The organism is Neorhizobium vignae (assembly GCF_000732195.1).
Lineage (GTDB): Bacteria > Pseudomonadota > Alphaproteobacteria > Rhizobiales > Rhizobiaceae > Neorhizobium > Neorhizobium vignae.
Genome location: NZ_JNNU01000018.1, coordinates 14,614 through 27,073 on the forward strand (window position 1 = coordinate 14,614; position 12,460 = coordinate 27,073).

The 12,460-nt window shown below is 63.7% G+C and carries 12 protein-coding genes; 3 read left to right on the top strand and 9 right to left on the bottom strand.

The window, feature by feature from the left end:
• Nucleotides 1–78: 78 nt before the first annotated feature.
• Genes GQ59_RS24855 through GQ59_RS24865 form a run of 3 tightly spaced genes read right to left on the bottom strand, consistent with a single transcriptional unit; the run spans nt 79 to nt 4,307 of the window.
• Nucleotides 79–1,686 carry an acyl-CoA dehydrogenase family protein gene (locus GQ59_RS24855; RefSeq protein WP_051904191.1) on the bottom strand — a complete coding sequence of 536 codons (1,608 nt, stop codon included), beginning with the start codon at nt 1,684–1,686 and terminating at the stop codon, nt 79–81.
• Nucleotides 1,687–1,692: 6 nt separating this feature from the next.
• Nucleotides 1,693–2,454, bottom strand: a complete 762-nt coding sequence (locus GQ59_RS24860) for an SDR family NAD(P)-dependent oxidoreductase (RefSeq protein ID WP_037086410.1) — start codon at nt 2,452–2,454, stop codon at nt 1,693–1,695.
• Complete coding sequence (locus tag GQ59_RS24865; RefSeq protein WP_037086412.1) at nt 2,451–4,307, bottom strand: feruloyl-CoA synthase; 1,857 nt, start codon at nt 4,305–4,307, stop codon at nt 2,451–2,453. Before GQ59_RS24865 ends, GQ59_RS24860 begins: the two co-directional genes overlap by 4 nt.
• A gap of 133 nt (nt 4,308–4,440) precedes the next feature.
• Here GQ59_RS24865 and GQ59_RS24870 point away from each other — a divergent pair, with 133 nt between their 5' ends.
• The 3 genes from GQ59_RS24870 to GQ59_RS24880 are packed head-to-tail and all read left to right on the top strand — an operon-like array spanning nt 4,441 to nt 6,604.
• Entirely contained in the window at nt 4,441–5,235 is a 795-nt protein-coding gene (locus GQ59_RS24870; RefSeq protein WP_037086414.1) for a crotonase/enoyl-CoA hydratase family protein, read from the top strand.
• 12 nt (nt 5,236–5,247) lie between these two features.
• Nucleotides 5,248–5,703, top strand: a complete 456-nt coding sequence (locus GQ59_RS24875; RefSeq protein WP_037086416.1) for a MarR family winged helix-turn-helix transcriptional regulator — start codon at nt 5,248–5,250, stop codon at nt 5,701–5,703.
• Nucleotides 5,704–5,728: 25 nt separating this feature from the next.
• Nucleotides 5,729–6,604 (top strand): amidohydrolase family protein, encoded by an 876-nt coding sequence (locus GQ59_RS24880; protein ID WP_037086418.1) that lies wholly within the window; start codon nt 5,729–5,731, stop codon nt 6,602–6,604.
• On the opposite strand, the gene GQ59_RS24885 is transcribed toward GQ59_RS24880, so the two are convergent.
• The 6 genes from GQ59_RS24885 to GQ59_RS24910 form a co-directional block, all read right to left on the bottom strand.
• Nucleotides 6,601–7,614: a LacI family DNA-binding transcriptional regulator gene (locus GQ59_RS24885; RefSeq protein WP_037086419.1), complete on the bottom strand. Its 1,014-nt coding sequence runs from the start codon at nt 7,612–7,614 to the stop codon at nt 6,601–6,603. The two genes, GQ59_RS24880 and GQ59_RS24885, sit on opposite strands and share 4 nt — an antisense overlap.
• Before the next feature lie 7 nt (nt 7,615–7,621).
• Nucleotides 7,622–8,461: an ABC transporter permease gene (locus tag GQ59_RS24890; protein WP_084683283.1), complete on the bottom strand. Its 840-nt coding sequence runs from the start codon at nt 8,459–8,461 to the stop codon at nt 7,622–7,624.
• Nucleotides 8,458–9,279, bottom strand: a complete 822-nt coding sequence (locus GQ59_RS24895; RefSeq protein WP_037086421.1) for an ABC transporter permease — start codon at nt 9,277–9,279, stop codon at nt 8,458–8,460. Before GQ59_RS24895 ends, GQ59_RS24890 begins: the two co-directional genes overlap by 4 nt.
• A gap of 69 nt (nt 9,280–9,348) precedes the next feature.
• Complete coding sequence (locus GQ59_RS24900) at nt 9,349–10,482, bottom strand: ABC transporter substrate-binding protein (RefSeq protein ID WP_037086423.1); 1,134 nt, start codon at nt 10,480–10,482, stop codon at nt 9,349–9,351.
• A 42-nt stretch (nt 10,483–10,524) separates the two neighbouring features.
• Entirely contained in the window at nt 10,525–11,658 is a 1,134-nt protein-coding gene (locus GQ59_RS24905; protein ID WP_037086425.1) for an ABC transporter ATP-binding protein, read from the bottom strand.
• A 110-nt stretch (nt 11,659–11,768) separates the two neighbouring features.
• The gene (locus GQ59_RS24910) at nt 11,769–12,452 is read right to left on the bottom strand and encodes an HAD family hydrolase (protein ID WP_037086427.1); all 684 of its coding nucleotides are present in this window, start codon (nt 12,450–12,452) and stop codon (nt 11,769–11,771) included.
• Nucleotides 12,453–12,460 lie beyond the last annotated feature (8 nt).

The window sequence follows — 12,460 nt, forward strand, 5'->3', positions numbered from 1 at the left end:
GAAAAAATCGTAACCGGCATCACGCACATATTTTCCGCGGCTTCGCAACTCCCGCCACATGGCGCGCAGGCGATCGGCTCAGGCGCAGCGCGCGCTATGGAATGCGAACTGCGCGGAAAGACTTTCCACCGCCCGGGTCTCAGCAATGCGCAGCGCCATCCAGGCCGAGACCGCCGCCCAGGCGGCCCGCATATAGCTGTCGGCGCGATAGAGGGCCGCATCGGGATCGGATTGCAGCACCGTCATCCGGCCGCTTAAGAGTTCGAGGCCGTCAAGGACCGCAAGGACGGTCTCCGAAGCCTGCGGATGTTCGGCGATATAGGCGTCGATCTCGTCGCGCGCCTTTTCCAGGAAGAGGGCAAGCCCCCGGCCCTCGTCGCGCCACAGCCGCCGGGTCAGAAAATCCAGCGCCTGCATGCCCGTCGTGCCTTCGTAGATGGTCATGATGCGGGCATCGCGCAGATATTGTTCGAGCGGCCAGTCGCGGGTGTAACCGACGCCGCCGAGCACCTGGATCGCCGCATTCGCGGTCTCGAACCCCGCCGCGGCGCCAAAATTCTTGATCAGCGGCAGTATCCAGCCGGTGAAATCCTCAAGCCCGGATCCAGGCTCCTGCCTGGCGATATCCATCGTCGTGGCGAGTTCCAGAACGGCGGCGCGCAGGATTTCGGTGGAGCTGCGGATGTCATGAAGCTGGCGCTGCACATCCGGATGACTCGATATCGGCACCGGCGGCTGGTCCGGCCGTCCCCCCTGACGCCGCTCCCTGGCATAGTCCTCGGCAATGTCGGCCGCGGCGGACGCTATGCCCAGCCCCTGGCAACCGGTGAGCAGCCGCATCAGCTCGATCATGGTGAAAAGCTGCGGCAGGCCACGGCCTTCGCGGCCGAGCATGATGCCCCTGGCACCCTCGAACCGCATGGCGCAGGTGGGCGAGCCGTGCAGGCCCATCTTTTCCTCGATCCGGTCGACCGACACGCCGTTCGACTGGCCGTCGATCAGGTTCGGCACCAGAAACAGGCTGATGCCGCGCGTGCCCGGCTCTCCGTTGGTGCGGGCGAGCAGGCAATGACCGATGCGATCCGCCATGTCGTGGTCACCGAAGGAGATCCAGATTTTCTGGCCGGTCACGAACCAATCGCCATCGCGCAACTCGGCTTTTGTGCGCAGCCGTCCGACATCCGAGCCCGCTTCCGGCTCGGAAATGCAGATTGTCGCCGCCCATTCGCCGGCGGCGAGTTTCGGCACCCATTCACTCGCGGTCACCTCGTCGGCTGCTTCCGCCAAAAGATGCGCGGCCGCACGGGTCGAGCCGGCGGCCATCATCAGCGCCACGCAGCCGCGCTCGAACAAGGGAGTGCAAGCGGCATGCAATGTGAGAGGAACGCCCTGGCCACCGAATTTTTCCGGAACATCCATGCCGAGCCAGCCGGCTTGGGCATACTGCCTGAAAGCGTCGGCAAACCCGTCCGGCACCTTCACCCGACCATCCACAACCCGTGCGCCGATCCGGTCGCCGGCCGCATTCAGCGGCGCCAGCACGCCTTCGGCAAAACTCGCCGCCTCCTCGACGATCGCCGCAACCGTCTCGTCGTCGCAATCCTCACGGAGCTCCTTGAGCCGGTGCCACCCCGGCGTCAGGGCGAGAAGTTCCAGTGTCCGGTCGACCTGATCCGCGAAAGACATGGTCGGTCACCGCGGCTGCATGCGCAGCGCGCCGTCAAGCCGGATCACCTCGCCGTTGATATACTGGTTCTCGATCGCGAACCGTACCGCGTCGGCGAATTCGCCGGGATCGCCGAGCCGCGACGGGTAGGGAATGGCAGCCGCAAGGCTATCCTGCGCTTCCTGCGGCAGCTCGTAGAGCAGCGGCGTCAGGAAGATGCCGGGCGCCACCGTGTTGACGCGGATGCCGAAGCGGGAGAATTCGCGCGCCGCCGGCAAGGCCAGCGAAACGATGCCGCCCTTGGAGGCCGCATAAGCCGCCTGGCCGATCTGCCCCTCGAAGGCCGCGACGGACGCCGTGTTGACGATGACGCCGCGCGCCTTGTCGTCGCGCTCCGGCAGGCCCGTCATGCGCTCGGCCGCAAGCCGCATCATGTTGAACGTGCCGATCAGGTTGACGCGGATCACCCGCTCGAAATCGGCAAGCGGCATCGGCCCGTTCTTGCCGACGATGCGCCCCGCCGTGCCGATGCCGGCGCAGTTGACGAGGATGCGCAGGCCGTCACCGGCCTTGGCCGCAACGTCGAGCGCCTTGACCGCATCGTCCTCGCTGGTCACGTCGCCCGAAAGCGCCACGCCGCCGATCTCGCCCGCGACCTTTTCGGCAGCGGCCTGGTTGCGGTCGAAGACATGCACCACGGCTCCGAGTTTCGCGAGCAGCCTCGCCGTCGCTTCACCGAGACCGGATCCGCCGCCTGTGACGACAGCGCTTGTTCCTTCGATCCTCATGCCGCCAGCTCCTTGCCAACCTTGATCACGCCGGGCGCATCCGCATACAGTTCCTCGACGAGGTCGCCGCGATGGGCGAGCACGGCGCGCTGGTTGATCGAACCCTTGTCGGTCACCTCGCCCTTTTCGAAGCGCAACGGCTGGGTCATCAGCATCATGCGCATCACCCGTGTCGCCGAACCGCTCGACTGTTTCTGGTGTTCCCTCAGCCGTTCGGTGATCGCCGCCCTCACCTTCGGATGGGCAACCACCGCCTCGTCGGACAGGCCGGTTTCGCCGCCGATCAGTTCCCGCAGTGCCGGCATGAAGGGAACCGCCAGCGCCCCGAGCTCGGCCCGGTTCTCGCCGGTGATCACCGCATCGCGGATCAGCCCGCCGAACTGGTTGACGAGCTGGGCGCGCAGCACGCCGACCGCCACCCAGGTACCGGTCTGCAGCTTGAAGTTTTCCGCCGTGCGTCCGTCAAAATAGAAGCCCTTGCGCGGATCGCCGGGCACGGCGAATTTCACCGCGTCGCCGATCCGGTAGAAACCTTCCTCGTCGAAGGCTTCCCTGGTCAGCTTCTCGTTGCGCCAGTAACCGGGGGTCACGTTCGGGCCCTTGAGGCGAAGCTCGTATTTGTCGTCGATCGGCACCAGTTTCATCGTAACGCCCTGGCCGGGGATACCGATATTGCCGGGCTTTTCCTGCGGGTCGGTGCAGAAGATCGCGAAGGGCGCGGTCTCCGTGGAGCCGATGCCGGTGCCGAGCGGCACCTGTTCGCCGATCGTCATTTCGGAAAGTTCGATCAGCGCATCCCAGGTATGCTGTGCCATGCCGGCGCCGGCATACATCAGCAGCTTCAGGTCCTTGAAGAAGGTCTTGCGAAGGCCCTCGTCCTCGCGCATCGCCTGGATCAGCATTTCGTAACCGGCCGGCACGTTGAAATACCAGGTCGGCGAGATTTCCTTCAGGTTGGCGATCGTCTGGGCCATCAGCGCGGGGCTCGGCTTGCCGCGATCGATGTAATAGGTGCCGCCGTTATAGATGGCGATGTTGAAGACCTTGTTGCCGCTGGCGGTGTGGTTCCAGGGCGCCCAGTCGACCAGGACCGGCGGCTCGTCGCGAAAGTAGGAATAGCAGTCGGTCACCATTTCCTGGTTGGAGCAGAGCATCCGCTGGGTCTGGATGACCGCCTTGGGCGAACCGGTCGTGCCGGAAGTGAACAGGAATTTAGCCACCGTGTCCGGCCCGACCGCATCGAAGGCACGATCCACTGCTTCGGTCGCCTCGGTCTTGAGAATATCGTCGAGGAGATAGGTATTGGGCCGGTCTTCCGGCAGATTGCGCATCCCGGCAAAGGGAACGTCCGCGCCGAAAGCCGTATCAACGGCCTTGCGGAAGGCACCCGCATCGTCGGCGAAGATCAGGCCGGGGGTGATCTGTTTTGCGATATCGTGCAGTTTCGAAAAATCGGAGGAAATGGTCGCATAGGCCGGCGCAATCGCTGCGGACGGGATGCCGACATGCTGGGCGCCGAGCGCCATCAGTGCATGTTCGATGGAGTTTTCCGAGAGGATGACCAGCGGGTTTTCGGCCGAGAGCTTCATGTCCAGCAGGAACTGGCCGATGCGGCGCACCTGATCGAGCGCCTCAGCAAAACTCACCCTGCGCCACTCGCCGGTTCCTTCGCGATCCGCCATCCAGGTGCGGTCGGGGGCGGTTTTCGCCCAGTGGATCAACCGTTCATTGAGCTTGTCGGGATAGGGACCCAACGGATCCTCGCGCCAGACCACGAATTCGCCGTTCGGCCGCTCTTCCCAGCCGACCACGGGCGACCACAGCTTTACGTCACGCACAGGTTTTCCGCTCATGACTTCTCCTCCCAGACGTCAATGCTCCCTCTCGGGCTCCCAAAATTTGTTTACAAAGAAACAATCTCCATGTAAACGATCAAAAACTGAAGACGGGCTGGGGAGCGTCCGTTGCTGGAGGAGAGTGCATAAGATGGCCGATCAGACGGCAACCAGCTTCGTGACCTATGAGCTCAAGGGCAATGTTGCCCATATAGGTCTCAACCGTCCGGAAAAGCGCAATGCGATCAGCGACCGTTTCGTCGAAACGATCGCAGAGACCGTGGCGCGGGCCGAAAGCGAGGCGAAAGCCGTCGTTCTTTTCGGCCATGGCGACCATTTCTGCGCCGGGCTCGATCTTGCCGAACATGTGAAGAAAACGCCGATCCAGGGCGTGCATGGTTCGCGCCGCTGGCATGCGGTGTTTGCCGGCATCGAACACGGCACGATCCCGTGGATTTCCGCCCTGCATGGCGCGGTAGTCGGCGGCGGGCTCGAATTGGCGGCCTCCACCCATATCCGCGTTGCCGACAAGTCCGCCTTCTTCGCGCTGCCGGAAGGCCAGCGCGGCATTTTCGTCGGCGGCGGCGGCTCGGTGCGGGCCGCACGGCTGATGGGCGTCGCCCGCATGACCGACATGATGCTGACCGGCCGCGTCGCTTCGGCGGAAGAGGCGGAGCGCTGGAACCTGGCGCAATATGTCGTCGAAAAGGGCATGGCCCGGCAGAAGGCGCATGAGCTTGCGGAAGCAGCCGCCAGCAATGCCGAAATTTCTAACTACGCCGTCATCAACGCCCTGCCGCGTATACAGGACATGGCGAAGGAGGACGGCCTTTTCGTCGAATCCTTCATCGCCTCCTTCACCGCCACAAGCCCGGAGGCCGAGGAGCGTCTGCGCGCCTTCCTGGAAAAACGCGCCGCAAGGCTGAAGGCGCCTGGTTCGGCATAGGGAGAAACGCCCATGGACATGCCGATCCGCACGGCAGACGAGGTCGATCTCGACCGGCTCAATTCGGCGCTCGGTTTTCTGATGCGGCTGGCGCAGCTCAAGATCTACGAGCGGTTTTTCGAAGAGGTCGGGGAACATAATCTGAAGCCGGGGGAATTCTCCGTCCTTTGGGTCATTCTCCACAATCCCGGCATCCGGCAGAGCGTGCTCGGCCAGCGGCTCATGATCAAGCGGGCCCATATGACCAAGCTGATCCGGGCGCTGGAGGACCAGAACCTTGTTTCCCGAAAAATCCCGGATGGCGATCGCCGAGCCGTAGAGATCACGCTGACCCCGGAAGCGGTCACGAGGGTCAGGAAAGCAAGCCAGTGGTTCTTCAGCTACGAAGCGTCGGTCGGCGCCAATCTTACCGCTGGCGAGCGCCAGCAACTGACGGCCCTCCTGCAGAAATTCGTAGGCCTGGGCTGAATCTAAGGATCGGGAGGAGCGGACCTTGAACATTGACGAACTGATCGCCATCGACATCCACACCCATGCGGAAGAGCCCTGCTGTGGCCCGCGCGACGACGGTTACGACGAATTCCAAGCTGGCATGGCCAAATATTTCAAGAACCCGGCCGGTCACAAGGGCATGCTGCCGACTGTCAACGAAACCGCCGTCTATTACCGCGAACGCAAGATCGGCTGCGTGATCTTCCCCGTCGACGCGGAGCGCGAGACCGGCTTTCGCCGCTACAACAACGAAGAAGTGGCGATGATCGCCGCCGAAAACAGTGACATCATGATCCCGTTCGCCTCGATCGACCCTGCCAAGGGCAAGCTGGGCGCCCGCGAGGCGCGCCGGCTGGTGCGGGAATTCGGCGTCAAGGGCTTCAAGTTCCACCCGACCATGCAGGCCTTCTATCCGAACGACCGGATGGCCTATCCGCTCTACGAGGCGATTGCCGAAGAAGGCGCGATCACGCTGTTCCATACCGGCCAGACCGGCGTCGGCGCCGGCATGCGCGGCGGCATGAACATGCGGCTGAAATATTCGAACCCGATCTATCTCGATGACGTGGCGGCGGATTTTCCCGACATGCCGATCATCCTCGCGCATCCCTCCTTCCCCTGGCAGGAGGAGGCGCTTTCGGTCGCGACCCACAAGCCGAACGTCTATATCGACATGTCCGGCTGGTCTCCAAAGTACTTTCCGCAGATCCTGGTCCAGTACGCCAACTCGATCCTGAAGCACAAAATGCTTTTCGGTTCCGACTGGCCGGCGATCACGCCGGACCGCTGGATGGCGGACTTTGCGGCGATTTCGATTAAGGACGAGGTGCGGCCACTGATCCTCAAGGAAAACGCCCGCAAGCTGCTGAAGCTTTAAACCGGGACGAAACTTTTCCGCACGACCAGTTCGGGGATGACCCGCTCGTAACCCGGCGAAGCGTCCGGGTTTTCGAGGCGCCGTTCCAGAAGCTCGACAGCCCGCAGCGCCATGGTGATCGGGTCCTGGCGGAAGGTTGTGAGGCCATAACTCAGCCAGGCCGCCTCCGGCACGTCGTCGAAACCGATCACCGCAACATCCTCCGGGATGCGCAGCTTCTTCTCGATGCGGATGAAATCCATAAGGCCGAACGCGATCTGGTCGTTGGCGCAGAACACGGCGTCCGGGCGTTCCCCGCCGGTGAACAGTTCGCGAGCGGCGGCAATGCCGCTGTCATAGTCGGAATCGGGACCTCTGGCGGACCGGACCCCGACACCGGCCGATCGCGCCGCCGACAGGAAGGCATTTTCCCTCTCGACGATGCTCGGCGTCTCCGACTGCGAACCGACGACGGCCAGGTGCCGACGCCCGGCTGCCACAAACGCACTGGCGGCATTGCGCGAGGCCTCGGAATTGCCGGCGCGGACGTGGTCGGCGTCCGGCTCGGACCGGCCGATCACCACCAGAGGCTGGCCGTTTCGCTGGGCAAGCTCGAAGAAGCTTGCCGGCGGCGAGCCGGACAGGATGATCGTCGCTTCGGCGCGGTGGCCGATCAGCATCTTCTGGGCGGCCAGCAATTCGTCTTCGGTCTGACCGGTATTGATAAGAATCGGGATATTGCCGCGATGGATCAGCGCCTTGGCGAGTGCCGCCGTCAGGTGGGCGCGAAAGCCGAGTTCCGGCTTGGTCGCGACGATGCCGACGAGCCGGCTCTGGTTGGCAAGCACGCCGCGGGCGAGGTCGTTGACGTGGTAACCGAGCTCTTCCGCCGCCCGCAGCACCTTTTCCCGCGTCGCCGGTGCTACGCTTGCGCCGGGCGTAAAGGTGCGGGACACCGCCGAACGGGAGACCCCGGCGAGGCGGGCGACCTGTTCGGCGCTGACAAAGCGCATGCGTTTTTCGTCCTTCATGCTTTCCTCAATGCCCCACGCGCGAAAGGACGTCCGCCTTCAGGAATCGCTCCACGATCAACATGAACACCAGAGAGGGAACGAGCAGCAAGAGGGCGGTGATCGATGCGATCTGATAATTGCCGCCGGCAGCGGTGGTATAAAGCAGCAGCGGCAGCATGTTCACATCGGGCGCGCCGACGAAATAGCTGCCCGTGAATTCGTCGAGCGATTCCAGGAAAACGAAGATGGCGCTCGCCATCAGGCCAGGTGCCGCCAGCGGCAGGGTCACGTCGAGAAAGGCCCGGAAAGCGCCGGCGCCGAGATTGCGGGCCGCCTGTTCGAGTTCCGCATCGATCGCCGAGAAGGCAGCCGTCGCGATCCAGACCGCATAGACCAGGCCATGCGAGACGTGGACCAGCACGACGCCCGGGATGGTGCCGTTGAGCCTGATCTCGTAGAAGATGCGGGCGATATTCACATAGACGGTCAGGTTCGGAAAGGCCTGCGGAATGAGGAAGGCGAGCAGGATGAGGCCGCGGAACGGCAGTTTCAGCCGGGCCAGCGCGTAGCCGGCCGGGATCGCCAGAGCCAACGAGACGACGACGGTGAGCAGCGCCACGATCAGCGAATTGGTGAGCGACTCCATCGCCCCGCCGCGCGGCGCGAACACCTTTGCCCAGGAGCTGAAGCCATATTCCAACGGCAGGCTGTGGGGGAAATACCACTTCTCCGCCACCGTCCAGAGCAGGAGGTTGAAGAGCGGCCCGAAGATGAAGAAGGCCATCAGCCCGAAGATGATGCCGCGCGGCACCCACCAGAGGGCAGCGAGAGGATTGCGGGCGGCGGGAATATGGGCGGCTGTCATGCGCGCTCCTTGAGGCTGGCGCGCAGGTAGATCCATGCGACGGATGCGGCAAGCACGAGCGAGATCAGGCCGAGCGCGTTGGCGACGCCGTAATCCCCGTAGGAATTGACCCGGAAGGCGATGTCGGCGGTCAGCATTGTCGGCGACTGGGCATTGATCATCAGCGGCACGGACAGAACCGACATCATGGTGACGAAGGAGAGGATGAGGCCGACCGTCAAGGTCATCGCCACCTGCGGCACGACGATTTCCAGGAGCAACCGCAGCCGCGAGGCGCCGAGATTGCGGGCCGCCTCGATCGTGTCGCGATTGATGGAAGCCATCGCGCCGGCGACGAGCAGCGCCACGAACGGCGTCTGCTTCCACACGAAGGCGACGACGATGCCGCGCCAATCGAGGAAGCTCACCGCATCGAGCGGCGTCAGCAGTCCGAGATTGATGAAAGTGTTGTTCATCATGCCGTTCTTGGCAAGGAATGTGCGCAGGATCTGGCCGACGACGATGAAGGGAATGAACATCGGCCAGCGATAGAGCCAGCGCAGGATGGCGACCGCCACCGGATGTTCGCCGAGCGTCAAATATCCACCGATCGCGATCGAGGCGATGCCGATCAGCACCGTCGACAGGCTGACGATCACGACGGTGAAGATGATGTCCTTGGTATAGAGGTCGAAGGTCTTGGTGAAATTGCCCCAGCCGAAAGCCCCTTCCACCTGGAAGGCGCCGACCGCCGACATGATGAGCGGCAGGATGAAGAGGAAGGCGATCACCGCGAGTGCCGGCAGCACAAGGAGGAGACCGAGAAGGCGTCTGGACATCGTTCGACCGCTCTCAAAGGAAATGCTCCCCGCGCTGAACTGCGGGGAGCAAGGTTGGTGAAAGTGCGATTACTTCACAGACTTCTCATAGGCTTCGAGGATCGCGGTGTTGTAGGGCGCGATCGGGAAGGGCTTGCCCTTGGCAGCAAGATCGGCCGGCGAGATGTCGACGAACAGCTTGTTCCAGGTGGCGTCGTCCAGTTCCTTTTTGACGTTGTCGGCGTCGATGCCCGGATACCAGTTGAAGCGCTTGACGATGCCTTCGGCCTGGACCTTCGGGCTGGTGGCGAGAGCGATGAACTTCTCGGCCAGAGCCTTGTGAGCGGCCTTTTCCGGCATGACGTAGTGCATCGGCTGACCCGGCATGCCCGGAGCCGGCAGGACGAGCTTCATGGTCGGGGGAAGCTGGCCGCTGGCCTGCCAGGAGTAGAACATGTCGACCCAGACCGGGCCCATGGCGATTTCGCCGCGCGACAGAAGGTCGAGCGTACCGGCATTACCCGGGGTCAGGGTCGCATTGGTCGTGAAGTCGGCGAGGCTCTTGAAGGCCGCATCCCACTTCTTGGTTTCTTCTTCCTTGAACGGGCCGTTCATCAGGGTGTTGGCGTCGCCGCCACCGAAGGCGTAGATCCAGCCCATGACGAACGAAACGCCGGAAGCGCCGCCCTTGATGCCGTTATAACCGAACTGCTTCGGATGAGCCTTGGCCCAGTCTGCCAGCTCGGCATAGGACTTCGGCGGGTTCGGAACGAGCGCCGGGTTGTAGGCGATCGCGGTCTGGCTGTTGAACATCGGCATGACATAACCGTCGACGTTCGAGCCGAGCGCCATCTTGGCGTTGGCGCGGGTGACGAGCTTGCCGGTTTCGATGTCGCTGCGGTACTTGTCGAGATAGTTCTTGGTCACCATCGGGCCAACGAATTTTTCGTGGACGACAGCGACATCGACGTCCCACTTGTCAGCCTTCGCCGCGGCCTGGGCGTCGAAGCGCTCCAGGATCTTCTGCGAGCCGGCATCGCCGGGGCCGGTGCCGACGGCGCGAACCGTGTTGCCCGGATAGGTCTTTTCGAAAAGCGGGCCGAGGTACTGGTTGATGTAGTCGACCATGTTCTGGTCGCCGGCGGTCGCAACCGTCAGCTCTTCGGCATGAACCGGAAGGGCTGCGAAAGCGACGGCGAAGGCTGCGTAGGACATCTTCTTCATGAGTGCTTCTCCGTGAGTTGAAAGGGCAGAGGTATCGAAAGGTCAGGCGTGGACTTTCCCGGACGAGGTCTGGGAAATGGGGAAAGCCGAAACAGCCTCCGGCAAATTGAACAGGAACAGCGCCTCGGCCGGCACGAACACGGCGACGCGGCCGCCCGGCTCGAAGGCGCGCTCGGCATCGGCCATGATTTCGGTCTGCCCGAGCCGCACCACATGGCGCCAATGGCCACCGGGATAACTGACGGCGGCGACCTCGCCCCGGAAGGTGATGCCGGGGCCGATCGCGGCGATCTCGTCGGCCGCGAAAAGACGGGCGGCCTCGGGGCGGAAGCGGGCTTCGACGGGACCGGCTGCCAGTGCACGGCCGCCGAGCGGCACGCTACCAGCCGCATTGGCTGGGCCGGCGGCGATCGCAAACTGGTCGCCCTGCGGCGTGCCGTTCAGGAAAAGCACGTTTTCCGCGCCCATGAAGGCTGCGACGAAGGCCGAAGCGGGACGGTTATAGACATCCTCCGGCGTGCCTTGTTGGGCGATCTTGCCGGCGTTCAGGATGACGATCCGGTCGGCCATCACCATGGCCTCCTCGCGGTCGTGGGTGACGTGGATGGCGGTGATGCCGAGGCGCTTCTGAAGCGCCCGCAGCTCGTGGCGGACGGTCAGGCGGATACGGGCGTCGAGGTTGGACAGCGGCTCGTCGAGCAGCAGGATTTCCGGATCGATGGCGAGCGCCCGGCCGAGCGCGACACGCTGGCGCTGACCGCCCGAGAGCGCGGAAGGCTTGCGTGCGTCCAGCCCGTCGAGGCCGAGCAGCGACTGCATGGCAGCAACGCGAGTGGCGATTTCCTGGCGCGGAACGCCCTTCAGCTTCAGCCCGTAACCGATGTTCTGCGCCACCGTCATATGCGGCCAGAGCGCATAGGACTGGAAAACCAGCGCCATGCCGCGCTTGTCCGGCGGCAGGTAGGTGACGTCGCGATGGCGCACCTTCACCTCTCCGGCCGAAGGGCCGATGAAGCCGGCGAGCAGACGCAGAAGCGTGGTCTTGCCGCAGCCGGACGACCCGAGCAGCGCCACGAACTCGCCCTTGGCGATCGACAGGTCGATATCGGTCAGAACCTGCGTGGCGCCATAACGGCTGGCGATGCCGCGCAATTCCAAAAACCCGTTTCGCTCCATCGAACCCCCTTTTGCACAGCCGTGCAACCTTGCTGGGGGTTTCTTAGGGCCGGAGTTTTACAGGCGGATGACACCGGCGATTTTTTTCGGGATGCTGGCGAGGTGGCCGCTCAGGCTTCCACGGTAAGCGGCGCTTCCAGACGGACGAGTGCTTCCTGAAGCTCTGCGGCACCGGTTGCCACGAATACGGCTCCAGCTTCCGCCAGGATTTTCACCCGGCCGGGCCGTGGGTCTGCCGGATCGACAAAGCCGATCGCCGTCATGCCCGCTTCCCTCGCCCCGGTGATCCCGTGGGCGCTGTCGTCGATCACCACGCAGCGGGCCGGTTCGGCGGACAGGGTTTCGGCGCAGAAATGGAAGAGATCCGGGGCCGGTTTCGGCCGCGCCACCATGTCGGCGCTGAAGATCGAGGGCGCGAAGGCGTTCCAGAGCGGCAACAGGCCGAGGCTTTTCGCCAACCGGTCCGTCGAGCTATTGGAGGCGACGCATTTGCGGTGCGGCAGCGACCGGACCAGGCTTTCGATGCCGGGCATCGGCTCCAGGGAACGGGCGAATTCCGGATAGATATCGAGATGCCAGGCCGCAAAGACCGCGTCCAGATCGGTAATGCCGAGCTCTTCGGTGCAGATGCGGCGGATGGCGCTGGCCGAATTGCCGGTGAAGCGGACCAGCACCTCTTCGGCGGTGATCGCCGCGCCGGCATCCTGCAGGGCCTTGGCAAGCGTGCGGCTGGCGATCGGCTCGCTGTTGATCAGGACACCGTCGCAATCGAAAATCAGGAGATCTATCTGCATAAAGTCCA